General features: G+C 67.2%; 25 protein-coding genes and 2 pseudogenes. 19 read left to right on the forward strand and 8 right to left on the reverse strand.

The window, feature by feature from the left end:
• Positions 1 to 41: 41 nt before the first annotated feature.
• Together ACFXGX_RS38875 and ACFXGX_RS38880 are read right to left on the reverse strand one after the other, a co-directional pair.
• Positions 42 to 980 carry a ribosome-inactivating family protein gene (locus ACFXGX_RS38875; RefSeq protein WP_351548473.1) on the reverse strand — a complete coding sequence of 313 codons (939 nt, stop codon included), beginning with the start codon at positions 978 to 980 and terminating at the stop codon, positions 42 to 44.
• Between the two features lie 286 nt (positions 981 to 1,266).
• Positions 1,267 to 1,593, reverse strand: a complete 327-nt coding sequence (locus ACFXGX_RS38880; RefSeq protein ID WP_384801728.1) for a hypothetical protein — start codon at positions 1,591 to 1,593, stop codon at positions 1,267 to 1,269.
• Between the two features lie 205 nt (positions 1,594 to 1,798).
• On the opposite strand from ACFXGX_RS38880, the gene ACFXGX_RS38885 reads away from it, so the two are divergent.
• From ACFXGX_RS38885 to ACFXGX_RS38920, 8 genes are all read left to right on the forward strand, one after another.
• Positions 1,799 to 2,524, forward strand: coding sequence for a transposase family protein (locus tag ACFXGX_RS38885; RefSeq protein ID WP_384801730.1), 726 nt, complete (start codon positions 1,799 to 1,801; stop codon positions 2,522 to 2,524).
• A 57-nt stretch (positions 2,525 to 2,581) separates the two neighbouring features.
• Positions 2,582 to 2,989 (forward strand): hypothetical protein, encoded by a 408-nt coding sequence (locus ACFXGX_RS38890; protein ID WP_384801733.1) that lies wholly within the window; start codon positions 2,582 to 2,584, stop codon positions 2,987 to 2,989.
• A 173-nt stretch (positions 2,990 to 3,162) separates the two neighbouring features.
• A complete protein-coding gene (locus ACFXGX_RS38895) occupies positions 3,163 to 3,555 on the forward strand; it encodes a hypothetical protein (protein ID WP_384801736.1) in 393 nt (130 codons plus the stop codon).
• A gap of 571 nt (positions 3,556 to 4,126) precedes the next feature.
• Positions 4,127 to 4,330 carry a cold-shock protein gene (locus ACFXGX_RS38900; RefSeq protein ID WP_326784459.1) on the forward strand — a complete coding sequence of 68 codons (204 nt, stop codon included), beginning with the start codon at positions 4,127 to 4,129 and terminating at the stop codon, positions 4,328 to 4,330.
• Positions 4,331 to 4,758: 428 nt separating this feature from the next.
• On the forward strand, positions 4,759 to 5,562 hold the full coding sequence (locus tag ACFXGX_RS38905; protein ID WP_384801788.1) for an alpha/beta fold hydrolase: 804 nt from the start codon (positions 4,759 to 4,761) through the stop codon (positions 5,560 to 5,562).
• Positions 5,562 to 6,848: a SpoIIE family protein phosphatase gene (locus ACFXGX_RS38910; protein WP_384801739.1), complete on the forward strand. Its 1,287-nt coding sequence runs from the start codon at positions 5,562 to 5,564 to the stop codon at positions 6,846 to 6,848. The genes ACFXGX_RS38905 and ACFXGX_RS38910 overlap by 1 nt, the downstream gene beginning before the upstream one ends.
• A complete protein-coding gene (locus ACFXGX_RS38915) occupies positions 6,845 to 7,198 on the forward strand; it encodes an STAS domain-containing protein (protein ID WP_384801742.1) in 354 nt (117 codons plus the stop codon). Before ACFXGX_RS38910 ends, ACFXGX_RS38915 begins: the two co-directional genes overlap by 4 nt.
• Positions 7,199 to 7,608: 410 nt before the next feature.
• Positions 7,609 to 8,334, forward strand: a complete 726-nt coding sequence (locus tag ACFXGX_RS38920; RefSeq protein WP_384801745.1) for a recombinase family protein — start codon at positions 7,609 to 7,611, stop codon at positions 8,332 to 8,334.
• A 267-nt stretch (positions 8,335 to 8,601) separates the two neighbouring features.
• Here ACFXGX_RS38920 and ACFXGX_RS38925 read toward each other — a convergent pair whose 3' ends face one another.
• Complete coding sequence (locus ACFXGX_RS38925; RefSeq protein WP_384801747.1) at positions 8,602 to 9,057, reverse strand: ATP-binding protein; 456 nt, start codon at positions 9,055 to 9,057, stop codon at positions 8,602 to 8,604.
• A gap of 177 nt (positions 9,058 to 9,234) precedes the next feature.
• On the opposite strand from ACFXGX_RS38925, the gene ACFXGX_RS38930 reads away from it, so the two are divergent.
• The 7 genes from ACFXGX_RS38930 (at position 9,235) to ACFXGX_RS38960 (ending at position 15,099) form a co-directional block, all read left to right on the forward strand.
• Positions 9,235 to 9,588, forward strand: a complete 354-nt coding sequence (locus ACFXGX_RS38930) for an STAS domain-containing protein (RefSeq protein ID WP_384801791.1) — start codon at positions 9,235 to 9,237, stop codon at positions 9,586 to 9,588.
• An 831-nt stretch (positions 9,589 to 10,419) separates the two neighbouring features.
• The gene (locus tag ACFXGX_RS38935) at positions 10,420 to 11,415 is read left to right on the forward strand and encodes an acyl-CoA dehydrogenase (protein WP_384801750.1); all 996 of its coding nucleotides are present in this window, start codon (positions 10,420 to 10,422) and stop codon (positions 11,413 to 11,415) included.
• Entirely contained in the window at positions 11,412 to 12,191 is a 780-nt protein-coding gene (locus ACFXGX_RS38940; protein WP_384801753.1) for a PIG-L deacetylase family protein, read from the forward strand. The genes ACFXGX_RS38935 and ACFXGX_RS38940 overlap by 4 nt, the downstream gene beginning before the upstream one ends.
• Positions 12,188 to 12,802, forward strand: coding sequence for an SAM-dependent methyltransferase (locus ACFXGX_RS38945; RefSeq protein WP_384801756.1), 615 nt, complete (start codon positions 12,188 to 12,190; stop codon positions 12,800 to 12,802). The genes ACFXGX_RS38940 and ACFXGX_RS38945 overlap by 4 nt, the downstream gene beginning before the upstream one ends.
• 11 nt (positions 12,803 to 12,813) lie before the next feature.
• Positions 12,814 to 13,554, forward strand: a complete 741-nt coding sequence (locus tag ACFXGX_RS38950; RefSeq protein ID WP_384801759.1) for a glycosyltransferase — start codon at positions 12,814 to 12,816, stop codon at positions 13,552 to 13,554.
• Positions 13,555 to 13,780: 226 nt separating this feature from the next.
• Complete coding sequence (dps, locus tag ACFXGX_RS38955) at positions 13,781 to 14,341, forward strand: DNA starvation/stationary phase protection protein Dps (protein WP_384801762.1); 561 nt, start codon at positions 13,781 to 13,783, stop codon at positions 14,339 to 14,341.
• Positions 14,342 to 14,532: 191 nt separating this feature from the next.
• Positions 14,533 to 15,099, forward strand: coding sequence for a DJ-1/PfpI family protein (locus ACFXGX_RS38960; RefSeq protein ID WP_384801765.1), 567 nt, complete (start codon positions 14,533 to 14,535; stop codon positions 15,097 to 15,099).
• Between the two features lie 843 nt (positions 15,100 to 15,942).
• Here ACFXGX_RS38960 and ACFXGX_RS38965 read toward each other — a convergent pair.
• Positions 15,943 to 16,802 (reverse strand): annotated as a pseudogene (locus ACFXGX_RS38965) (transposase); the annotation flags it as partial.
• 150 nt (positions 16,803 to 16,952) lie between these two features.
• On the opposite strand from ACFXGX_RS38965, the gene ACFXGX_RS38970 reads away from it, so the two are divergent.
• The gene (locus ACFXGX_RS38970) at positions 16,953 to 17,471 is read left to right on the forward strand and encodes an Imm50 family immunity protein (protein ID WP_384801768.1); all 519 of its coding nucleotides are present in this window, start codon (positions 16,953 to 16,955) and stop codon (positions 17,469 to 17,471) included.
• A complete protein-coding gene (locus ACFXGX_RS38975) occupies positions 17,458 to 17,853 on the forward strand; it encodes an Imm50 family immunity protein (protein ID WP_384801771.1) in 396 nt (131 codons plus the stop codon). The genes ACFXGX_RS38970 and ACFXGX_RS38975 overlap by 14 nt, the downstream gene beginning before the upstream one ends.
• Positions 17,854 to 18,211: 358 nt before the next feature.
• On the opposite strand, the gene ACFXGX_RS38980 is transcribed toward ACFXGX_RS38975, so the two are convergent.
• From ACFXGX_RS38980 to ACFXGX_RS38990, 3 genes are all read right to left on the reverse strand, one after another.
• A complete protein-coding gene (locus tag ACFXGX_RS38980) occupies positions 18,212 to 18,760 on the reverse strand; it encodes a hypothetical protein (protein ID WP_384801774.1) in 549 nt (182 codons plus the stop codon).
• A 374-nt stretch (positions 18,761 to 19,134) separates the two neighbouring features.
• Positions 19,135 to 19,380 (reverse strand): hypothetical protein, encoded by a 246-nt coding sequence (locus ACFXGX_RS38985; RefSeq protein WP_384801777.1) that lies wholly within the window; start codon positions 19,378 to 19,380, stop codon positions 19,135 to 19,137.
• Positions 19,381 to 19,865: 485 nt separating this feature from the next.
• Positions 19,866 to 20,225, reverse strand: a complete 360-nt coding sequence (locus ACFXGX_RS38990; protein ID WP_384801780.1) for a hypothetical protein — start codon at positions 20,223 to 20,225, stop codon at positions 19,866 to 19,868.
• 440 nt (positions 20,226 to 20,665) lie between these two features.
• Here ACFXGX_RS38990 and ACFXGX_RS38995 point away from each other — a divergent pair, with 440 nt between their 5' ends.
• Both ACFXGX_RS38995 and ACFXGX_RS39000 read left to right on the forward strand, forming a co-directional pair.
• Positions 20,666 to 21,235 carry a DUF4232 domain-containing protein gene (locus tag ACFXGX_RS38995; protein ID WP_384801783.1) on the forward strand — a complete coding sequence of 190 codons (570 nt, stop codon included), beginning with the start codon at positions 20,666 to 20,668 and terminating at the stop codon, positions 21,233 to 21,235.
• Between the two features lie 137 nt (positions 21,236 to 21,372).
• Positions 21,373 to 22,197, forward strand: a pseudogene (locus ACFXGX_RS39000) (IS630 family transposase); the annotation flags it as partial.
• Between the two features lie 88 nt (positions 22,198 to 22,285).
• On the opposite strand, the gene ACFXGX_RS39005 reads toward ACFXGX_RS39000, so the two are convergent.
• The gene (locus tag ACFXGX_RS39005; RefSeq protein ID WP_384801786.1) at positions 22,286 to 23,224 is read right to left on the reverse strand and encodes a MerR family transcriptional regulator; all 939 of its coding nucleotides are present in this window, start codon (positions 23,222 to 23,224) and stop codon (positions 22,286 to 22,288) included.
• Positions 23,225 to 23,669: the final 445 nt, after the last annotated feature.

Here is a 23,669-nt window from a genome sequence, read left to right on the forward strand (position 1 = left end):
GGGTGCCCCCCCCCGCCCCATAGGCGGGGGGGGGCCCGCCGTCAGCGGGCGCTCCCGTGGGTGAGGAACGGGGCGAGCCTCGGTCCGCTGCTGCCGCGACTGTAGATGATGTCGCTGATGCTGCTGTACCGGTGGCCGTCGATGTTCACGGGCTCGATGCGCCCGTTGCCGTTCTGCTGCCTGTAGACGATTTCTGACAGGTCTTCCCAGCTGTTCTCCAGGTCGGCTCCGAAACCGCCCAGGTTGTTGTGGAAGCCGCCGGCGTCGTCCGTTTCTCCGCCGGATCCGATAGAATTCGCGATCCGGTTTTCGATCCAGCCGAATCGGGCCGCTTCGGAGGTCGCGCCGATGATGGCGGCGAGTGCAGACCTGGCATTGTTCCAGTTCTGATCGGTGAGCCTCTGGATGGTCTGGATGGCGGTCCAGAATGATGGCCCCGAGAATGCCTGACTGCCGCGGGTCCCGGCGTTGGCGAGATCCTGATAATGCGAGGAGTAGGGCAAGTTGCGGAACAGGTGGACGGCGCCTGGGTACTGGTTTGCGAACCGTGTCGTCAGGTAGCCCGGCGCATCACTGAACCTGTAGTTCTGCCCCACGATGGTGAAACCATCGAGGTAGAGGTTGTCGAGGCGCAGGTAGAGAGAGATGCGATGATTGTTGACCGGATCTCCGTTGTCGACAATCATGACCTCGATGTAGCGCTGAGTCTGCTCCGTGGTTCGCATCAGGCCGGTGCCGATGTCATAACCAGAGAGCACCCGTAGCTGGTTCACCATGGCCCGGTAATTACGCTCTGCCTCCCTGTTGCTTCCGTTACCCAGCCCCGTGATATTCCACGTGATCGGCGACCAGTAATTGCTGGTGGCGGCATGCGCGAGCGGGATGGACCTCACTTGAGTCATGCCGAGCACAGCCACGAGTGAAAGCAGTAACACCATCAGGCGCTTCACGTAACCGCCGGCGGGGAGCCTTGCGCTCATGTACGAATCTCCGTTCTCACAGTCTGCTGTTCCTGACGCGCCACCTTCGCAATCCCCGCTGACGCTTCGCCAACGTTTCGCTGGCGACGATCCTTTCGCGGTGGTCCGCCGGTTCATCCAGCGGACCGTCTCGGCTGGTTGGGCGGGTCGTGGACCAGCAGCGGGTGCCGGCTACTCCCGGGCAGGCGCTTGCCCCTCGCCCTGCCGGTGGAGCGGTGTGCCCTGTGCCGTCGGAAACCCATCGCTGCAGCTCACGCCGCATATCTGTATTCGTTGATCAAGCCGCCTAACACTCGAGTACACGGGAGTCGCTGACCGGTTGCAGTCGTGGTGGGCCTTGGGTGTTCCTGGCCGAGCGCAGGAAGCTGCCCTCGCGCCTGGTGTGGGCGATGACCGTGGTCGTGCCGGGCGTAGGCATCGAGGACTTGCCGGGCATGGGGGCGTTCCAGATCAGCAGGTGGTCAAGGACCTCACGCCGCAGGGTGCCGATGACCTGTTCACCGTGCGCGTCCATTCCAGGAGCCTGCGGCGCGGTTCTCATGACCTCGATGCCCTCGGCCGCGACGACCGCGTCGAAGGACTCGGTGTACTTCCCATCCCGGTCACGGAGCAAGACACGCAACGACGCAGCCCGCGCACCGCGTTCGACGGCGAGGTTCCTCGCCCAGGGCGGCGCCGTTCAGTCGGTCTGGCCGGGGTGGTGGCATTTCCTGAGGCCGGGCGGGCTGTGATGTCCGCGGATCGGGCCGGAACGTAGGCAGGCACGGCCTCCGGGTGATCATGAGGTGTCGAGTCCCTGATCACCGCAACGGAAGACCGTGCCTGCGCACTCATCATCGCCCATCCCCGCGGGTCTGGGCCAACTCACCGATGCTGTCCCGCTCTTACCCGCCGAGCACCCCGACCTGCTGGACTGTCTCGCAGCGGTGCCCGATCCGCGCCGGGCCAAGGGCCGCCGCCACCCACTCGCCTTCGTGCTGGCACTGGCCGCCTGCGCGGTCCTGGCCGGCGCCAAGTCCCTGGCCGCGATCGCAGAGTGGGCCGCGGACGCGCCGACCACCGCACTCACCGCCCTCGGCGCCCCGAGCCGTGAACCCACCGGACCGACCGCCCCGGCCGAGGCCACCGTGCGCCGCATCCTGCAGCGCATCTACGGCGACGCGCTCGACGATGCGATCGGCGCCTGGCTCGCCGTCCGCGACCCGCAATCCGCGCAGGACGGAGGCGCCGCCGAGATCGCGCAGCACGTGCGCTGGCACTGGGGCATCGAAAACAAGATCCACCACGTGCGCGACACTGCCTGGGCCGAGGACACTTCCCACGTCCACACGGGCACCGCCCCCAGGGCCATGGCCAGTCTCCGCAACCTCGCCATCGGAGCCCTCCGACTCACCGGGCACACCGGCATCGCCGCCGCTCTCCGCCATCACGCACGCGACGCCACCCGACCCCTGACCACCCTCGGCATCACGCGACCAATCCGGACGAACTCACTGAACGACGCCGCCCTGGCTGACGCCCTGACTGTGGAAAGGGTCCGTTGACCTGCAAGGGTGCGTTTGTTGAGGACGTATCGGGCAGAAGGCCAAGGCATTTTTGTGGTGACCGAGCGTACAGGTTGGGACCGGCGGCCGGCGGTGCGGGCCCACGGCAAGGGACTGGTCGGACACGCCGGGGAGGCACTGCTGCGGCGGTGTGCGGCCCGGGTCGGGCTGGCCGAGGCGTTGGTGAGGGCGTTGCCGGTGGGCGGGCCTGGCCAGCGGAACCGGTCCGCGCTGCTTGTGCAGCTCGCGGTGTCGATCACGCTGGGGCGACGAACCTGCTGGAGGCCGAGCGGCTCCAGCTCCGTCACCGGCCGTCGTTCGGTCCGCCCGCCTTCGAACTCCACCGCCCGCCGGACCCTGGCCGCACTCGACGAGACGACGCTGGGGCAGGTGGCTAAGGCCCGCCGTCGGGCGCGCCGGCATGTGTGGTCCCGGCTGCACCTGCGGCCCGGGAACTTTCCCTGACTGACGGTTGCCGGGCCGGCGTCTGACGGGCTGGATCGTCATCGACCTCGACGCCACGATCATCACCGCCGCCTCGAAGAAGGAGCTCGCGGCGGTCACGTTTCAGAAGACCTTCGGGTTCCATCCGCTGGCGGCCTGGTGCCTGGTGCGCGAACACCGGAGAGTCCCTGGCCATGGAGCTGCGGCCGGGCAATGCCGGCGCGAACACGGTCGCCGATCACGGCCGGGTCCTGGCGTCCGCACGGGAACAGATACCTGACTCCTCCCACGCCAAAATCCTCGTCCGGGTCGACGGCGCGGGTGCCACCCACGGCCTGCTGAAGCACCTCGAAGCCCTCAACACCGCACGTCGGAAGGTGCGTTACACGGTGGGCTGGAAGATGACCGGCCTGAACATCCACGAGGGATGGCCGCAGGGGATGCGGCTGATCGTCCGCCGGGTGCAGACCTCGAGGCGGCAGTTCGCGAAGCTGACCGCCTCCTCGCCCTCCACGACGTCGATCACCTCGCCGCAGCCGAGCCGGACACCATGCGCTTTCGGCTCTACCACCTGCCCGCCCACCTGACGAAACACGCCCGCGGCCGATGGCTGCGATCGAGTCCGCCTGGCCCTGGGCCACCGCGTTCACCACCGCCTGGACCCGCCTTTCCGATCTCTCGGCTGCCACCTGGCTGCGCCAAAATACCGCCCCGACGAAAACCAGGAAGGAGGACGACCAGCAGCGCCCCGGGCCCGTGGAACCCGGCGCACCCGCAGCGTCACGCGAAGACCCGCCCTCGAAGGACAGAGATCATTACGGGCGCACCGTCGATCGGGCCGAGTTCACGCCACTCGTGAAGAATCGAGGTCAGCTGTGGATTAATAGCTACGACCGCGAGGTGAGGGTTTAACGCCCCGTGCGGAGAGTGTTTTTACCGCAGAGAGTAGAATGGAATCTTGTAACGCACGCCGGCCAGTATGGCATGCTACTGTCGATCTCAGTTGCAGTCTTGGTTCCCAAATCTCAGGCGCCTCCAACGGCACTTTCAGCCGGTGGAAGCGTTTTTGTATTTCCGGTCATTCCGGGAGGGTGTCATCGCGGCGACCCGGTATCCGCGCATTGCGGGTCCGGCGTACTGCCCCAAAGGAGATATGGCATGGCATCTGGCACCGTGAAGTGGTTCAACGCGGCGAAGGGTTTCGGATTCATCGAGCAGGACGGCGGAGGCGCCGACGTGTTCGCCCACTTCTCGAACATCGCCTCCCAGGGCTTCCGTGAATTGCTCGAAGGCCAGAAGGTCACCTTCGACATCGTGCCGAGCCAGAAGGGCCCGACGGCGGAGAACATCGTTCCCGTCTGACGTCGACGCGCACTCTGCAGCGGGGGCTCGCACCTCTCGGGGTGTGCGCACCCCGCTGCGGGCATTTGCCGCGTCCTTGGATAATGCCTGCGGGCGACGGGTCTCCGAAGCTGCACCCGTCTGAAGCCCTGGATTTCACGTCCACATGACGCCACTTTTTTCATCGCCTGCATACGTACCAGATTCACTGCAGGCCGGATTTCCTTTCGCATTCCGTTCGGCTCGTTCTTGTGGTTCCCGCACTGCTCTTGCGTAGCGGGAATTCCTTGATGCGCGCCTATCAAGGAAGGTTCAGAATGAACACTGCACATACGGACGACCACTCCTCCCGCAGCCAGACCGGCGCCTCCGCTTTTAGCTCCGGCGCCGGTTCGGGCCGGGGCAGTCGCTTCGGCTCGCTCACCCCGAGTAATGGGAAACTGGCGGGCATGGATATTCGTCGCAGGAACAACGTCACCGTCACCGGCCGTGCGGACGGGCCGGTGCTCCTGCTGGCGCACGGGTTCGGCTGTGACCAGAACATGTGGCGTCTGGTGGTCCCCATGCTGGCAGTGGACTTCCGGGTGGTGCTGTTCGACTACGTGGGCTCCGGCCGCTCGGACCCTTCTGCCTGGAGCGAGCAGCGCTACAGCTCGTTGGAGGGCTACGCCTCGGATGCGCTGGAAGTCTGCGAGGAGCTGGACCTGCGGGATGTGATCTTCGTGGGGCATTCGGTCAGTGCCATGGTCGGGGTGCTCGCGGCGGCCAGGGCGCCGCAACGGTTCTCCCGTCTGGTGATGGTGGCTCCCTCGCCCCGCTACATCGACGAGGACGGGTACCGGGGCGGTTTCAGCGCGGACGACATCGATGAGCTGCTGGAGTCACTGGAGTCGAACTATCTGGGCTGGTCCGCCGCGATGGCACCGGTGATCATGGGGAACGCGGGCCGGCCGGAGCTCGGCCAGGAGCTGACCACCTCGTTCTGTGCGACCGACCCGGACATGGCCCGGGTCTTCGCGCGCACGACGTTCCTGTCCGACAGCCGCGCCGATCTCAAGACGGTCGCGGTGCCGACGCTGGTGCTGGAGTGCAGGCAGGACGTGATCGCCCCCCGCGAGGTCGGGGCCTTCGTCAACGACGCGATCCCGGGCAGCCGTCTGGTCACGCTGGAGGCGACGGGGCACTGTCCGCAATTGAGCGCACCGCAGGCCACTGCGGCGGCGATCGCCGACTTCATAGGAGTGGCCCGCTGATGTGCCGCAGCGATCAACATTTGGACGAGGAACAAGACATGGAAGCCGCCGACGCGGCCTTCACTGCTCTGCTGGAGGACAGCACAGAGGAGCTGTACGAGCAGGCGCCCTGTGGCTACATGTCAACGCTGATGGACGGCACCATCGCGAAGATCAACACTACGTTGCTGGACTGGCTTGGCCTGTCCCGGGCTCAGGTGGTGGGCCGGATGCGGTTCGCCGATCTGCTCACGGTGGGCGGGAAGCTCTACCACGAGACGCACTTCGCCCCGTCGTTGCAGATGAAGGGCGAGGTCAGCGGCATCGCCCTGGACATCAAAGCCGCCGGAAAGCAGCGGATGCCGGTGCTGGTCACATCGAAGGTGAAGACCAGCGATGACGGTGAGCCGCTGCTGATCCGCATCACCGTCTTCGACGCCCGCGACCGCCGCGCCTACGAGACCGAGCTGCTGCGCGGACGTCAGGCGGCCGAAGAAGCGCGCCGACAGGCGGAGGCCGACCGCGAACGACTCCAGGAAGCCCTCGCCGTCCTCCAGCAGAGCCTGCTGCCCGCCGAACTGCCCACGGTTCCGGGCCTGGAAGCCGGCTCCCACTACCACACCGCCTCTCCGGATCTTCTCGGCGGAGACTTCTACGACCTGTTCCCCCTTGACGCGGACCGGTGGGCGTTCTTCCTGGGCGACGTGTGTGGCAAAGGCCCCCAGGCCGCCGCGGTCACTTCACTGACCCGCTATACACTGCGGGCCGCCGCCCTGCACGACCCGGACCCCGTCACCGTGCTGAGCACCCTGAACACCGTGCTGCACGAGCGGTACACCAGCGGCGACACCCGCTACTGCACCGCCATATTCGGCGTCCTCAACCCCGCCGACGACCACGTCAGCGTGCACTTGGCCTCCGGCGGCCACCCCTCCGCACTGGTCCAACGCGCCGACGGCACCGCGCATTACCTGCCCACCCCCGGCGGCATGCTCATCGGCGTTCTGCCCCAGGCACAGTTCACACCTGCCCGGACCCAGCTGTCGCCCGGCGACACCCTGCTGCTCTACACCGACGGCCTGACCGAAGCCCGTACCGGGCCCGATCGTGAGCTCTACGGCGATGACGCCCTGCGCGCCTTCACCGCCGAACAGCCCGCCACGGGGCCCCAGGCCCTTATAGCCGCCCTGACCGGGCTCCTCGCCGGCTTCGGCGACGGACTCGACGACGACACAGCGCTGCTTGCCCTCGGCGTGCCCGCCCCGCTTCCCACCTCGCGAGTGAAGACCTGTGAAAACCTGATTTGAGCCCGCTGACGATCACTGCCCGAGACGCGGCCACCGGTCCCGTACTGGAGATCACCGGTGACCTCGACCATGCGACGGCACCCGAACTCCGCCAGGCCGTGGACCGCCTCACCCTCGCCAGTGGACAACTGCTGGTCCTGGATCTGGCCGGCCTGGAATTCTGCGACTCCAGCGGCATCACCGCATTGCTGGCGACACGCAACCTGGCTACGGAACAGAGCGGCGACATGGTCCTGGCCGCAGTCCCCGCCAACACCGCCCGGATCCTGCGTATCGCCGGCTTGGACCGGGTCTTCACCCTCCATCCCGACACATCAACAGCCACCAACCCCAGTTCCACAGCCCGCTGATCACCAGGACCGCGCCACCAGGGACTGAATCGCGCCCGCAAGAATGGAGCAATCCCCCTCTTGCGGGGCCGTTTCGGTCCGGGGCTGCTGTCCACCACGTATCGGCCCGATCACCGCCCATTGCGGAGACCTCTCCGCGCATTGTGCGAAAGTCCGGGTCCATGACGGCCCCTTAAGAACCTCCCGCCGCACATGAGTTCGAAGCCGATCTCGTCGAGCGCCATCCGTGCCCGAAGTGCAAGGCATCCCTTGGCTCGTCGTGCCGCTCGCGCAGCGGGGCAGTCACGAGCGCCTACCACACCGGCCGCTTCACCAAGGCGCCGAAGCTGGCGAAGGAACTGCGGGCGCCAACCCCGGCCAACCGGGGACCGGGGCAACCATGGCGGCCCGGCAAGCCGGTGCCCGCGGCCGTGGACCCCAGCCTGCCGAGCGCGGACATCCGCAGCGGCTATGCCCGTTGCTCGCACCTCAGCCAGGAGCTCGACTCGCAGCTGGACGCGCTCGCCAGGCACGGCATCGGCAGAGACAAGATCTTCAGCGAGAAGATCAGCACCCGGATCAAGGTCCGCCCTCAGTTCGAGGAGGCGCTGAAGACCGCCCGGGAGATCAAAGCGCACGCCCCGCACTGCCGGGTCATCCTCACGGTGTTCGAGATGAAGAGGCTGGGACGCGACGCGGCAGAGCTCACCGCCCTCGCGGACCATCTGACCGAGCACGGCCTGGTGCTGGAGATGCTTGCAGGGCCGCTGCCCGGCATCTACGACCCCAACGGCCCCGGCAAGCTGCTGTTCGGCTTCTTCGCCGCGATGGCCGAGACGGAGCGGGAGAACATCCGGGAGTCGACCTTGGAGGGGCTGGAGACCGCGGCCCGCAAGGGCAAGTACGGCGGTCGGCCCCCGGTCGTCACCGACGACATGCTGCACACCGTGCTGCGCAAGTCACTCGGCGAGTCCGTCGAGCAGATCCAACCCGCCCTGATCATCCCCACCGGCAAGCGCAAGGGCCAGAACCCGTCCGTCGCCAGCATCTACCGCGCCCTCGCCGAGCACGAGAAGGCCCAGGCGTACCCCGAGGCCGTCGAGACGGCACACGCCGACTTCGCCGCCTTTCAGCAGCGCGACCGCAGCCCTGTGTAGTTACTCAGAGCTACACACCACCTGGCCATAGCTATACGAGAACAGGGCCTGGTCACCAGTTCTTGGCAGTCTCTGCCCCGACCGTGCCAAGAACACCCTTGCCCAGAACCGTTCAGAGGCTCAGATCATCGTGTCAGAGCAGCGGGAACGACCAGAAGGCAGCCGGGGTCAGGGCCTGGCCCGTGTCCTGTCGCGCGCGGGCGCGTGCTGAGGTGCGTGCTGCAGTGTGCCTGTCGTTTGAACGGCAGGGATGAGAAACCGGTTTGGCTACGCGACGGCGGTGCTGAGGAGGAGGTCGGCGGTGATGCGCTTGCCAACGGGCGTCTGCTCCACGGTGACGGTGCGGGCGAGGGCTGTGACGATCTCCAGGCCGTGCTGGCCGATGCGTTCGGGATCCGGGGCCTTGGCGGCTGGCAGGACGGGGTTGCTGTCCCAGAGTTCGACCCGCAGGACGGGGCCGGTAATCCGCAGGTGCAGAAGAGCCGGTCCGGGGGCGTACTTGCGGGCGTTCGTGACGAGTTCGCTGACGATCAGCTGGGCGATCTCCACCGCGGCGCTTGCCACCGGGATGCCGTAGTCGTCGCGTACCTTCGTCAGGAAGGCGGCTGCGAGGTGGCGGGCTTGGGCGATGCGGGAGGCATCGCTGTCCAAGGCGAGCGAGGCTTCCAGCGGTGAGGCAGCGTCGGGCCGTTCACCGTCGCCGATCCTAGGTGGTTCGTCCATTTCCGCCCGCTTCCGTCGCCCTGCCGGTTACCCCTACAGGTACTGCGTATGCCAGGTCGGCACGTTACTTGTGGCACGGCCACGTGGATGCAGCGCCCGTAGGATGTGGTGCTTCGGGGGTTCCGTATGGAGGCGCTGGCCTGCTACCGCAGAGGATTTTGAGAACACGTGGCAGACATGCATGAGACAGCTGAACAGTCCGGCCGCTTGTCGATCAACCGGAGCATCACCGCGGACATCCGTGTCCTGGTTCTGAGCGGGGAGATCGACGCAGACAACGTCGGCCTCCTGGCCGAGGCCCTTCAGATAGACGGCAACTGCCCGGTCCTGGTCCTCGACTTCAGTGCGGTCACTTTCATGGATTCCAGCGCCATCAGCGTCCTGGTCGCCGCGCGCCGCGATGCCACATCGACCGGCGGCTGGATCCGGATGGCGGCCCTAACAGCGCCGGTGCAGCGAGTCGTCGAAATCGTCGGCCTCGACACGATCATCCCTTGCTACCCCACGCTCTCCCAGGCCCTCCTTCCTTGAGCTGGGGGCATCGTGCACCGACAGGGCACGGAGCGACTGCTGTCCGTGTTTCCGTGCCGATGCCCCCAGGCAGGCATGACGGTGGCGCAATACACCCGAAAGTCGCCCCGCGTCGTGCGAGGGAGCGTTGAAGGCGTCGGGCGGAAGAGACGGCGAGCGCCTGGGCTGAGGCTGGGGTGGACGGTGAACAGGTCAGTCGTGCCGGTAGGTCCAGGCGCCGCTGGAACGAAGCTCGCCGGGACCATTACCACCCTGCCGGATCTTCCCACCACTGCGACGAACGCACCCGCGGCTATCCACGCCGCACTCGGGCACAGTGACCTGGCCCAGCTTGATGGCCCCCTGTCCGAGGCAGGTCCTCACCCGCGCCTGGCTCATCCCGACCTCGCGGACCGTGTCACCGACATCGGCCGCCACACCCACGGGGTGCGCGAGAACGAGCACCGTCGGAGTTCCAACGGGCCGTGACAAGAGTTGCGGGAATCGACAGGTCGGGCGGCATCGCATGTTCGACTGCGCGACGCCGACTGGCACCCAGGACTGACTGGCGAGGTAGCCGTGCGGTCGCAGGTAGCGGATCACCGAGGCACTCTTGAAGGGTTCGCCAGTGGCGTCGAATCCGGCGCGTCAGAGGCGAACGCACCATCACTGGTGACGTGAGCGTCGCCTTCGCGGCCAAAGGGATGTGGCGCCAAGCGCCAGGGTACAGGGCCTGCGCAGCCAGGTCCGAGCCGTGCGCCGCCAGCTACAGGACCAGCCGTGTTGTGGGTTTTGAGCATGAGCTTACGGATACTCAGACGCCTACGGGCGCCCACGACGCCGCAACGATGTATGCAGGAGGTCCGTGTGACTGACCACGTCCGTCCCCCGGAGCGGCGTGCTGCGGACCTGTTCGCCGACTTCGTCGAGCGTGACGCCCCTGGTGTGCCGCTGCCGGGCCGGTCGACGGCGCGCCGTCTTGCCGCTCTCACCGCTCTGGGACGGTGGGACCTGTCCCTGGCACGGCTCGCCGAGGGGCACCTGGACGCCGCGGCCATCCTGCACGAACTAGACCACCCCCTGCCCGCCGCAGGGGAGCGGTGGGGAGTCTGGGCCGCGCGCCCACCGGGCCCTGGCGTGCACGCGACACGCGCGGACCAGGGATGGAGGGTCACCGGCGTCAAGCCCTACTGCTCCGGTGCCCGCACCTGTACCCATGCGCTGGTGACCGCAGACGCCGATGACGGCTACCGTTTGTTCGCCGTCGCACTCGAGCACCCGGGCGCGGCGCCGATGGAGGGGACGTGGCCGGCGATCGGGATGGCCGGCAGCGACAGCCTGGACATGTCGTTCACGGACGTGCCCGCGCGAGCCGTCGGTGGGGTGGAGGGCTATCTGACGCGGCCCGGTTTCCAGCACGGGGGAATCGGCGTGGCGGCATGCTGGCTCGGCGGGGCCCACGCCGTTGCTGCGCCGCTGTACGAGCGAGCTGTGGCGGGGCGGTTGAACGAGCACGCGGCAGCTCACCTTGGGGCGGTCGACCTTCTGTTGCACACGGCCGACACCATGCTGCACCAGGCGGGTCAGGACATCGACGCCGACCCCCTCGACAAACGCGGGGAAGCACGGGTGCGCAGTCTGCGCGTGCGGGCCCTGGCCGAAAAAGTGTGCATCGAGGTCGTGGACCATGTAGGGCGTGCCACGGGTGCCGGGCCTTTGTGCCACGACGAACGGCACGCCCGCGCGGTGGCAGATTTGACGGTCTACGTGCGCCAGCACCATGCCGAGGCGAGTCTGGCCGAACTCGGCCGCCTGGCCGCCCCCGGCCCGGTAGAGGCGGCACGATGAGCACGCCACAGACCGCTGGCGCGGCGAGGCAGGCCGCCGCCGCAGCGATTGACGCGCAGGGCACCGACGAGGCCGAGTGGCAGCAGGCGCGACTGCCAGAGCACTTGCTACACCTGGTTCTGCCGACAGGTCCCGTCGTGGTGGTGGCTGCCCACCCCGACGACGAGGTCTTGGGATTCGGCGGCACCATCGCAGCCCTTCTCCATGCCGGTGCGGCGGTTCACACGGTGTGCTTGAGTGACGGGGAAGCCTCCCACGGTCCCGCGACGCCGTCGGCCCGGGCGCAGCTGGCTGCCCGGCGCCGCGGCGAACTGGCCGCAGCGCTGGGCGAGCTCGGCGATCTGCCTGCCCCTGTGCATGCCGGTCTGCCCGATACGGCCCTCAACGAGCATGAGCACCACGCGCAAGCCGTGATCGGCGAGCTTCTGGATACCGTCGGGGCCGCCGTGTGCGTGGCGCCGTGGGAGGGCGACCTGCACAGCGACCACGAGGCCGCCGGTCGAGCTGCCCAGCGCGCCGGCCGCGACCGCTCCACGCCGGTGTGGTCCTACCCGGTGTGGATGTGGCACTGGGCCCGACCCAGCGACCCCCGCGTGCCGTGGCACCGGGCCTCTGTTCTCCCTCTGTCTGAAGCTGTGATCGACCGCAAGAAGGCAGCCCTGGCACAGTTCACCAGTCAACTGGAGCCACGCGGCTCCGGCTCCGGCACCGCGCCGGTGCTGCCGGCGCAGGAGATCGCCCACCACACCCGCACCTTCGAGACGGTGATCCGGTGAACACCCCCGCAAGCTACTTCGACAGCCAGTACGCCCACGCCGCCGACCCCTGGCGCCTCGGAGAGCGGTGGTACGACCGCCGCAAGTACACCCTGACCGTCGCGGCTCTGCCCCGCCCCCGCTACCTGCAGGCCTTCGAGCCCGGCTGCTCGATAGGTGTGCTGACCGAACTCCTTGCCGCCCGATGCGACCACCTGCTCTCCACCGACCGTGTCGCCTCGGCCGTCGAAGCCACGGCTCGGCGCACCGCCAGCTTGGACCATGTCAGGGTGCGACGGATGACGGTGCCCGACCAGTGGCCCGAGGAATCCTTCGACCTGGTCGTGCTGTCGGAACTCCTCTACTACTTCGACACCAGCACCCGCACACGGCTGCTCCACCAGAGCGTGGAGAGTTTGAGGGAGGCCGGCCATCTGATCACGGTGCACTGGAACCACCCGGTGGCCGAGCACACCTGCACGGGCCGCGACGTCGCCGACCACCTCGACACCCTGACGGGTCTGATCCGACTGGCCCGCTACGACGATCCCGACTTCACCCTCACCGTCCACGAACACAGTCCAGGTCCGGGCCCGGTGCTCTCTCCTGCCCGTGCGGAGGGTCTCGCGTGACGCCCTCAGCTGTGGCCGTTGTCGTTCCTGCGCACAACGAAGAACACCGCATCGCTGCCTGTCTGCGGAGTCTGCACGCGGCCGCCGCACAAGCGGCGCCGACGCCCGTCGTGATCGTGGTGGCAACGGACGCCTGCACGGACGCCACAGCGACTCTGGCCACCCGCGGGGGAGCCCACGTCGTGAAGACCTGTAGCCGCAGTGTCGGAGCCGCGAGGGCTGCCGGAATCGAGCACGCGCTGGAGCTGCTGGCAGATGCCGACTCGGACGTGTGGCTTGCGATGACGGATGCCGACTCCACCGTGCCCGCAGCATGGCTCACCCACCAGGCCGCCTGGGCGCGGCGAGGCTACGACGCGGTCTTGGGCACCATCCGCCTGGCACCGACCGCGGCCAATGCCCTCCTCGTGGCCCGGCACGACGTCGGCTACTTCCGCACCCGCCGGCTCAGCGGCGCGCAGAGGGAGTGGGAGCACCCGCACGTTCACGGTGCGAACCTGGGCGTGTCCGCTGCTGCCTACTTGAGGGTGGGCGGCTTTGCCCACCTGCACACTGGCGAAGACCGTGACCTGGCAGTCCGGCTGTCCGCGGCGGGCCATCGTATCGCCCGCACCGACCAGCACCCCGTGCGGACCGCCGCCCGCCTGCGCGGGCGAGCCCCCGGTGGCCTCGCGGACCTTCTCGTCTGCTGCGGCATGGAATCCGCCCGTCACGGCGGCCCCACACCACTGGACCTCGTGACACTGACTTGACGCCGGGTACAGGAGATGCGCAGTTCGGTGCCGGCGCGGCCAGTGTGTCCTCCCGAGCAGGGCTGTTGAGGCGATACGGCCTTAAAGGTGGCGTTCCCGGCGGCAGAGCCGCGCGGAGACCGGCAGGCTCACGCACGTTCCGCTGGCACGGAGGTACTGCGGTGGTTGTGTACTCCCGTCACGGGTACCCGGAGGGGGCAAACCAACGAGATCAGGAGAGATAGCTATGGCTTCCCAAGCCACCCCCCGCTACACCGTCCCCGGCCTCACGGTGCAGGACGCTGGCTCGCTCATCGAGGTGCTGCAGCAGCGCCTGCACGCCCTCAATGATCTTCACCTGACGCTCAAGCACGTGCATTGGAACGTGGTGGGTCCGCACTTCATCGCCGTGCACGAAATGCTCGACCCGCAGGTCGACCGTGTTCGTGACATGGCCGATGATGTCGCCGAGCGTCTCGCTGCCCTGGGGGGCGTCGCTCACGGCACTCCGGGCGCGCTGGTCGAAGCGCGGTCCTGGAAGGATTACAGCGTAGGCCGTGCCGATGCCATCGCCCATCTCGGCGCTCTCGACCTCGTGTACACCGGAGTGATCGAGGATCTGCGCGCCGCGATCAAGACAGTGGGGGACATCGACCCGGCCACCGAAGACCTCCTGATCGAGCAACTGCGCGACCTGGAGCAGTTCCAGTGGTTCGTACGGGCGCACTTGGAGACCGCAGGCGGCGCCCTCGCCACGGCCGGCGCCACCACCGAGACGCAAGCTGCCAAGCAGGCCATCGACCAGTGACATCGGCGGGGCAGTGCGGATGGGTAACGGCCAGATCGGCTCGTCACGGCCCTCATGCAAGCGCCACAAGGCGCGCGATCGCGCTCCGCGGGGGGCCGGGTTCCAGGAGCGTCGGGACGCCATGAGCGACGTGGCGCGCGACAACTGGGCCACGCCACCCAGACTTCGGGACGAGGGAAAGGCGCATTATCATGTCTGACAAGCCGCTCAACGGTCACCGGGTGTTGGTACTCGTCACCAACTACGGAGTCGAGCAGGACGAGTTGCTCGTACCGGTCCGCCGACTGAGGGAGGACGGCGCGGACGTCACCATCGCAGCCGTGACCCCCGACCCCATCCAGACACTGGTGGGCGACCGGGACCCCGGCGAGACGGTGGAGCCCACCACCACGCTCGAGACACTCGATCCTGGCGCACACCAACTGCTGCTGATCCCTGGCGGCACCATCAACGCCGACCAACTCCGCCTGCAGCCCAAGGCCCTCGAGACGATCAGGGCGTTCGCGGCGTCGGGTCGCCCGATCGCTGCGATCTGTCACGGACCCTGGGCCCTGGTGGAAGCCGACGTCTTGAACGGCAAGACCCTGACCTCCTATCCCTCAGTGCGTACCGACGCCCGCAACGCAGGCGCCAAGGCCTGGGTTGACGAAGCTGTCGTGAGCGACACCGCGAACGGCTACACCCTGGTCACATCCCGGACGCCGAAGGATCTCGACGACTTCCTTGGCGCCGTCAACAAGGCTCTGGTCGGCTCCTGAGGGCAGGGGCATTGAAGTGCCGTTGATAAGATGGTTTATGGCGATTCGGGGTACACGACACCCATGATCAACGAAGCGCAAACCATGCTGGCCGTTTCCTCCGCCGGCGCTCTTTGGCTAACGGCGGCGGGCGTCGCTGTGGTCGCCGTCCTCTATCGCGGCGTTCGTCGTCGGAGGTCGGCGTGCTGCCCAGCGCAAGGTATCCACCCCCGGGCCGGGGGCCGAACAGGCCCGCCGAAACTTGGCTAATCCCGCACAGCGCGGCGAAGGATGGAGCACTCTCGACGACGACCCCGAGCAGGGTCACCCCCGCCGCTGACCATCTTCTGCCCAGTACCGGCCGCGCCGTGCGCGGCCATTCCTTCCTTCGTCCACTCCATGAGTGGCGCCTTCTCGGAGCTGCTGAGGTCGTGGCTACGTCGCGGTGGAGAAGTGGATGAGTGCGGCGGCCGCGGGCTTGTCCGCGTCGCAATCCCTGCACAGCCCCGGCAGGATTGGCAGCCCGCCTGTGTCCTTCTTCGGTATTTCGCCGTGGCGAGGAGGCGGTCACCGGCGCAGCGTGAGCAGAGTCGCAGCTCCTGGTCGCCCACGAAGAAGCGCGAAGGCTGGCCGGTCCAACTGGATGAGGTCCTTGTGAGTTCGGCGTGTAGCCTACGTGCTCTGTTTCCGTTGCGTCCGTTGATCCTTCTGCCCCGTGCCGAAGCCGTGACTGGCTTTGGGGACGGTTGACGTGTCTCCCTGCGCCCAGCCCCCCGAGGTACCGGCCCGCCCTGTCGACCTCGCGCGCCCTGCCGGACACGGTGAGCGCGATCCATAAGCGTTCGTATACGGCGACGACCTGTGCAGGGCCTGCAGCCGGTCGAAGGCGGCGGTGATGATCTGGGTCCAGGGCCAGTGACGGGCCAGGCGGAGCCAGCGGCGGCGGCCGGTCGTGACGAACTGGCCGGCAGCGGAGAACAGCCGCAGCCGCAGGCGCTTGGGTTCCCACCTGCGGGTCTCGCCCGTGAGGGCGAGCATGGGCATCCAGGCGAGCAGGTCTAGGGCGAGCTGGACGATCTCCAGCCAGATCCGGTTCTGGGCGGTGTCGTGCAGGGGCAGGTTGCGCAGGCCGGTGTCGCGGGCTGCCCGGATGCGGTCCTCGGCGCGGGCGCGCTACCGGTGCCGCAGCTCCATCTGGGCGATCGGGCTGCCGTCGGTGTTCGTCGCGAAGCACGTGAGGCGCATACCGTCGGCATCGGTGATGCGCAACTGAGCGCCGGGGTGAGGCCGTTCCTTGCGGACGATCAGCCGCATGCCCTTCGGCCACCCCTTGAGGACATCGCCTGGCGAGCTCGGCCACCCACGCGCCGTCGCGCACATCGCCGTCCGGTTCGATGGCGGGTGTCCAGGCCGACGCGGGAACGAGGAGGGCCGCCTGGTGGATCGTGTCGGTGATGACCATCCCGACCGAGTAGGAGCCGCAGCATCGCGACGTCGGACAGGCAGTCCCCGCCGAGCGCGACGGTCAGGGCGAGGTCGAGCAGGACCTTGCCGGGATCATGCACCGTCCGCGGTTTGCGCCACGGCTCCAGTGCCGTCGACAACCCGGTGTCCAGGCCGATCCGGCGGACGGCCTCCACCAGCAGCGCTCCGCCAGCCTGCGAGACCACTCCCGAACCGCCCGCCGATATCCGGACGCGTGGATAGGACCTATTGCGCTTCATCAGGTGTGCCTCATGCTGGGGCGAGGTAACTGGACCGGACGGACGGTATCCTCCCAGCTCAAGTGCCTTCGGTGATCTCCGACTGCCGCCTGGGGCGAGGAGTCGCCGGTTTCGCCGGGCGCGAAGCACCCGGAGCGAAGGGGCTCACCCATGTCAGCCGGCACATGGCCGCAGTTCTTGGTCCACTCCGAGCGGTTCACCGCGCTCTACACCGAGTTGCCGGCTTTGGAGCGGCTGGTTCTCAGATCGGTGCACCTCAGTCCGTACGGCCCTGATGTGACGTTGCGGGTCGAGTTCCCCCGCTTTCCCGACCTCGCACCGCCGGACTGGACCGAAGCAGGTTGTGACCGGTTCGAGGCCCAGATCGAGTTCTTCGCGGTGGGCAAGGACCTGCGGATGCGGGGTGTCCCCGACAGCACCGTGGTCGACATCGAGTTCGGCCCCCGTGTCCAGACCCGCGAGCGCCGGATCAGGATCGCGGTGAGCGGTCCGGAGTTCTCGCTGGGCTTCACCGCGCACGCTTTGAAGGTGGGCCATCTCAACGCCTATCGCTCCGGCGACGCGGACCCTTACACGGCTCGGCGATGGTTCGAGAGTCCCCTTGACCAGCGCCTGCACCAGGGGGTGCTGCCTCCCACGACTGCGAAGGTCTTCTATGAGCGAGCGTGACTGGTCTGCCGAGGTGGCCAACCCCGAGGCGATCCGCGAAGTCCTCGGCTCACCTCCACCACCCCTGGTGGACTACCACCTGGACTCCGTCCACATCGACGAGCGCGAAGCGTCCGTCACCTTGAGATTCTCCGCCTTCGCCATCCCGGTCGGTGCCGCCGACCTGTGGCAGGCTCGCGGCCACAACGCAGTCGAGTTCGTCCTGGTCTGCGTCGGCGTGAAGAACTTCGAGGTGGACACCTGGTCCGGCTGGCACACGACTGTCGCCAGCCTCAACGGAAGAACCGTTGTGCTCGCCGGCCAGGACAAGCGCGTGTCCTTCGAGACCGACGAAATCCGTGCTCAGTCCCCAGTTGGACGCCTGCGGAGTCAAGCGCAGTGACCTCATCCGCCGTTCAAGAGGAACTGGCGCGTCGAAGACTTCACCTCGAAGGTGAACGCCGCGGATGCTCGACCGAGTCCGCGCAGGAGGAAGAATCACACGTCAGCGATGATCCTTCGCACCCTGATAGCCAATCAGTACCTCTCCTCATGAAAGGGTAAGGCTAGCGACCGCACAGCCCATAGTTCGCATCGAGGGGACACACCAGTTCACCCCCGTCCTGAAGATCTTGCTGCCGATGCAGGATCAACTGCTGGGGCACTGAAGTCCGCCTTGCAGTAGGGCTGGATTACCTCCGGGTCGGGAGAAGCGTGCGCGCCTGTGGGCGACGGGACCGTCCGGCTCGGCCGCTGATCCGTCACTCGCCGAAGTCGAAGGAAGCGATGACACGGGCCGGAGCGCGGAGGGTGGTTCCGGCGGGGGCGCGTTCGATCAGGATGTTGGCATCTGTGTCGGGATCCCTGCAGTGATAGCTCCAGACGGGTCCCTTGAGAGCCGGCCCGCACAGTCCATAGGGCATCTCGTGACCGCCCTCACCCCACGCATATGCGCTGCCATAGTTCTCGTCGAACAGAGGCTCGCCCTCCGGGACGAGTCCTGCGCGGTGCAGATAGTCCGGCATCTGGTCGCTCAGGAAGGAGACCTCGGCGGAGCCATCCTGCGTGATGTAGTGGACATCGACGGCGTCGGCGGGGATCGGCACGCCTCCGAGCGAGATCTTCTCCATCAACGCGGAGTCGCTGCCCTCACAGGCCCGAGCGTCCCCGAACGGGTGGAACAACTCGTCCTGAAACAGCCAGAGCAGGCCTCCTGCCACCACGCCGAGGAAGGCGAGGCCGACAAGTACGACCGCCGCGCTCGGCAGCCTCCGTCGTCCTATGGAGTCCTCCCGATCCGCGTCACCCATACCCTCCGGATCTGAGGTTTCGTTCATCTCGTCCCAAACGACGCTCCCGCCACCCGTTTCTACATCACCCATGAAAGCCTACTCAGACGTACCGGCACGTGATCATCCGCAGCATAGGGGACTCCAACAGCGCGAATACCTGGCACTCCCAGGTAACTTCAGCTTCTGGCGGCACCCGACCGCGCAGCTCCCAGACGAAGCGGTCGTGCCAGATCGTGCGGGAAACCACGGGGAACACCGCGGAGCCAGCCGACATCGCCCCAGGCGCTGACACAGCCCAGCCGCAGGTCAGCCTCGGAGCAAGCCCCAAATCACCTCAGCTTCCCAAGCTGGTTGTGACAACAGGCGAACCAGGGCGACGGCAAGCTCTCTCCCTACGCCCGCGGCCCCTCGGCATCCCTGCGGCTGGACACGACATGCCGCGCGATCGTGGACAAGGCCAGCTCGTGATCCTCGTCGACCACAAGCCAACCCTTGTCCAGGAGCGATTGCAGCACTGGGCGAATCTCTTCACCCAGCTCCTTCGCCAGGTCGTCATCGGTGGGGGAGAGGCCTTCCTGGACGAGGCTCGCCACGTGGAACACGACGGCTTCTTCTCCCGCGGTGATGTTGAAGTCCATGACATGAAGGTATGCGAGCTCCTTGGCCGTAACACGCCGAGGGCCCTGGCCCTGTCGTAGCGGGCCGGCCGTCGCGGCTTGCTCTGGTCGACGGCGCCGATGGCGTGGCTGGGGTCCGTGGGGGTGCCACGAGGCCACGCGCGTGTGATCGGTCGGCGTGCCCGCCGTCGTGGCTGATGCCTTCGGCTGAAGTTCAGACGGGTGGGACGAAGGTGCCGCCGTCAGTCGGGTGCGCTAGAGCTGGGCCGTCTCTGGGCCGTCCGAGGGTCGCCGAGGCCGACCGATGGCGACCGACAGTGACAGACATGCCACAGACCTCGGTGGCGGAACCCCAGGTCAGGGCGTCCGCACCGAACGGGTTTCCCCCATGGGGTAGCCGTCAGGTAAGGTGGGGTGTTTCTCACCATTGATGGCTAAATGAAGCACCTTAGATCGCGACGGGATCGTACGTGCCGTCATGGAACTTGAAGGTCTCCACCTCGGTGTCATGCACGTCGTATGTAGCCGCCGTAACCCCGCCCTGTGACATGAGGAGCGATCAGCTGGAGCAGCGCGTCGAGGTGGAGCGTGAGGTCATCGACCCAGTAGATGCGTACGAACAGCTCCCACTCGTACCGCGTCCCCGATGACGTGAACTCCGGCACCGCGCGGCGCAGGGACACGTTGTCGCCGCCTGGTAGCCGGCTCTGGCCCGGGAGAAGCAACGGGTACGGATGATCGTCTCGGTCCAGGCCTTCCGGATCTTCATCGTCCATACCCATATGCCAACGCAGGCCCGCCAGAACCGAGGCCGGCGTGTCGTCGTGGAGGAAGGAAGAGAAGACAAGTTCATAGTGATCACTCATGGCGCGCATTGTGTCCAACCGCACCGACATCGCCCTGTGGTCGGTGACAGGCCCCGCGCCAGACGCGTGCCAGATCGTACGGGGAACCGCGTGGAACACCGGGGAATCAGAGGACCCGTCACCAGGCCTGTAAGCCCTTCCGTCTCAGGTCAGTCCGTCACCAAGCCCGAGGTCACATCAGCTTCCCAAGCTGAGAGCGTGACGGGTGCACATCGAGTGGCCGCATCGCCCTTTTTTCCAAGGCGTGTTGGCTTCGGTGTGTCAGCAACGGCCATCTGCACGGGTGCAGCCTGTCGTCACCGTTCCGTCACAAGTAGTCGCCGCACGGAACCCTGCCGCTCTCCCGCCCTATCTGCACTCACGCACCACGACCACGCGTACCGCGGGGCAACAACCGACGACCGAAACCCGCGGACGAGACGACTCAGGGGGACGACAACATGCGTCACAGCAACGGCATTCGCAGGGCGGCTCTGGCGACGACGGCGGTCACGGCCGTCGCGGCAGCGGTGACCGGCATCCTGCCCGGCACCGCCATGGCGGCGACCACCACCACCTCTACCCCGCCGCCCGCCTGCCCGGCCTCCGCCCTCCAGGTCAGCGCCCGGCAGGCCGCCCACCCGCCCGTCGGGACCGGGACCGGGGCGGCGGTCGTGCAGTTCACCAACGTCTCCCGGAAGACGTGCGTCCTGAAGGGCCATCCGACGGTCGCGGGCGCCGGCAACGGCTCCCCCGCCCACAACACCCCGCTCAAGGTCACCCCCACCGGCAGGGCGGCCACCGTGACGGTCCGACCGCACGGCAAGGCGTGGGTGAAACTGACCTTCGTCCAGGTCCAGGGGGAGGGCGACGGCTACTGCGTGTCGGGCAAGACCCCGGCGGCGTATCCGACGATGGTCATCGGGCTGCCGCACTCCGGGAAGCACCAGGTCGCCCTGAACGACGGGTGGTGGGCCGAGTGCGACAACAAGGTGACCGTCACCCCGGTCTCGGCGGTCAAGCCTTCCTGACCCCCATCCCCACAAATCGAGCAGTCTGCATGACGATCGCAAGGCTCTGACCTACACGTTTACGAGGAACTGTACATAAGTGCAGGTCAGCGACTCAATGTACCTTCGGTGCGCTGAGTCGCTGACCTGCGGTGCCCACGATCAGCGTCGACCAGGTGGAAGCGGTCGTGGTCAGCACGCTGGAACAGGTGCCGAAGAATGCCACGCACTGGTCGCGGACGTCGATGGCCGAGCACAGTGGTCTGTCGAAGTCGACCGTGGGCCGGATCTGGCGGCAGTTCCAGCTCAAGCCGCATCTGGCGGACACCTTCAAGCTGTCGACGGACCCGTTGTTCGTGGAGAAGGTCTACGACGTCGTCGGGCTCTATTTCAACCCGCCCGAGGGTGCGGTGGTGCTGTCGGTGGACGAGAAGTCGCAGATCCAGGCGCTGGACCGGTCCCAGCCGGTGCTGCCGATAATGCCGGGCATGCCCGAGCGGCGCACCCACGACTACGTCCGCAACGGCCTGACCACCTTGTTCGCCGCGTTCGATGTCGCCACGGGTGAAGTCATCACGGCCCTGCATCGCCGGCACCGGGCCGTGGAGTTCAAGAAGTTCCTGGTCCGGATCGACAAGGAGGTGCCCGCGCACCTGCAGGTCCACCTGATCGTGGACAACTACGGCACCCACAAGACGCCCGCGATCAAGGCCTGGCTGGCCAAACACCCGCGGTTCGAGCTGCACTTCACCCCGACCGGCTCCTCCTGGATCAACCAGGTCGAGCGATGGTTCGGCTACCTGGCCCACCAGATGATCCGCCGCGGCGCACACAAGAACATCCAGGCCCTGGAAGCCGACATCCGGGCCTGGGTCAAAGACTGGAACGAAGACCCCAAGCCCTTCATCTGGACCAAGACCGCCGAAGAAATCCTCGACTCCCTCGCCCGCTTCTGCCGACGGATCACTGGCGCAGGACAGTAGTCACACATCGACGTTGGACGCCCTCGTCTCATGTACGCGGCGATCCTCTGGACTCATTCAGGGATCCGGGGCGTGCCCACTGCGGTGACTATGCGTCACGGTTATTTCGCAGGGCCTGGGTGAGCCAGGGGTACACCGGGATCAGGTTCGGTACCACCTGCCAGCCGTTGACGATCCACACCAGCCGCCAGTATCGGTCTACCCGGGGATCGTGCGCCTCTTCGAACTGCTGGGCCATCCAGTCCCGGAATTCCGTGTCAGGGGTGCGCGCGAGCACCTCGGCGAAGCGGTGCACGAGATCGTCGATGACGGGTGCGCCCCTGTCGCCGAGCGGGTCGATGCTCGATTCCATGGCCTCGGCCACCTTCTGACGGGTGAATTCCATCAGTTCCTCGCCGGCATCGCATTCGATGTCGAGCGGGCGCCCGGCCGCCTGACGTACGGCCGTCCGGCGCATCCGGGCACGGAAATCCTCGTCGCCGACCAGCTCGGCGAGCTCCACCCATGCGGCGACCTGCTCGCCGGTCGGATCATCGGGGAGGTCGGGAGTGGCAGCGCGAACCATGGCCACCGCGGCCGGGTCGGCATCCACTGTGCCGAAGGTGCCATCCACGAAATCGTCGATCAAACGTCGGCGTTCCTCGCCGGACAACTGCGTGAGCCTGTGCATGAGCTTGGTCTCCTCGGGACTGGACCCGCGGCTGGCCACGACTCGCAGAACGCTCCGCCGCAGTCGCAGCACCCGGATCTGGACGTCCAAGGCGTCGGCGTGCGCCGCGGCGACTTCCGCCACCGAGAGCTCACGGTCCAGTACCCGTTGAATCGTGGCCAGGTCCATGCCCAGCTCGCGCAGTGTGCGCAGGAGTTCCAGACGGAGCAGTGCGTCGAGGTCGTAGAGCCGATAACCGGCGGGACTACGGGTGGTCGGCGCTACCACCCCCGAATCGGAGTAGAACCGGATGGTCCTCACAGACAAGCCGGTCCGCCGGGAAAGCTCCCCGATCGAGTAGAGGGTCGTAACGTCCATGTCCCCTACTCTGCTGTCTCCAGTCAGTGGAGATTCAAGGCCATCCCCCAGCCGGGCCCCGACACGTCCACGGAGTCGCTGAAGCATGCGTCGCGTGCTCTCCGCTGACCTCCAAAATGAAACGGGCACGCCTTGCACGCTGGGCGGGCGATGGCAGCGACATGCGACACTACTCGCCGGCGGCCTACGGCTACGAGCCCTTGGACTCAATCATCTAGGAGAATGCCCAAACATCCTGACTGTGCGCCGGAGGCGCTGGACCGGCTGACGGGGGTACAGGGCTGGGCGCCCGGCGGGTGCCCACAGCTCCTCAAACCCTCTCTGACAGCTCCTTACACCTGTACCGGTCCGGGGGGGGGGGGGGGGGGGCGGCGGCCCCCCCCCCCCGGGGGGTGGGTGTTGAGTCCCAGCCCGAAGCCCCACCACAAAAAAGACGAGGAGCCGG

Origin of the sequence: Streptomyces sp. NPDC059371 (assembly GCF_042751995.1) — a bacterium.
Taxonomy (GTDB): domain Bacteria; phylum Actinomycetota; class Actinomycetes; order Streptomycetales; family Streptomycetaceae; genus Streptomyces.